The organism is Vibrio sp. YT-19(2023) (assembly GCF_033337395.1).
Genome location: NZ_JAWOQN010001248.1, coordinates 1 through 501, shown reverse-complemented (window position 1 = coordinate 501; position 501 = coordinate 1). Strand labels below are relative to the sequence as shown.

At 49.7% G+C, this 501-nt stretch carries 1 protein-coding gene; it reads left to right on the top strand.

What is annotated here, in order from left to right; genetic code table 11:
* On the top strand, nt 1–501 hold a 501-nt coding region (locus R7E78_RS31085), incomplete at both ends, for a methyl-accepting chemotaxis protein (RefSeq protein ID WP_318059268.1).

Genomic DNA, 501 nt, shown 5'->3' with positions numbered 1-501 from the left:
GTATTCAATCCATTGCGAAACAAAAAGGCGCAGGCCTTGTGACGTTTGGCGGGGATGAGTATGCGATTACTGCAATTGACACCAGCGATGCGCCTTGGATCGTTATGGTGTCGGTTCCCAGTAGCTTCCTTAAAAAGAACGTGGATGACTACGAGCGATGGAGTGAAGAACAAAGTGCAGAAGCTCTTGAAAAGGGAGTGTGGGCAGGGATTATTGCGGCTCTGATTGGTATTGTTGCGATGACGATGATAGCGACCTCGTTGGGCAAAGTGTTAACTAACTTAGTGGAGCGTTTTAAAGACGCAGCACAAGGCGAGGGCGACCTAACTTACCGCATTGAGGTGAAAGGTAAGGACGAAACCGCCCAACTGGCGCACTGGTTTAATACCTTCCTCGCTCGCATTCAGGAAATGCTTTTAACCGTAATGGCGACGGCAGACCAAGTTGATAAAAACGCAAGTGAAGGCCAAGCTCGTGCGGCGGCTTCGAGAGATCAACTGA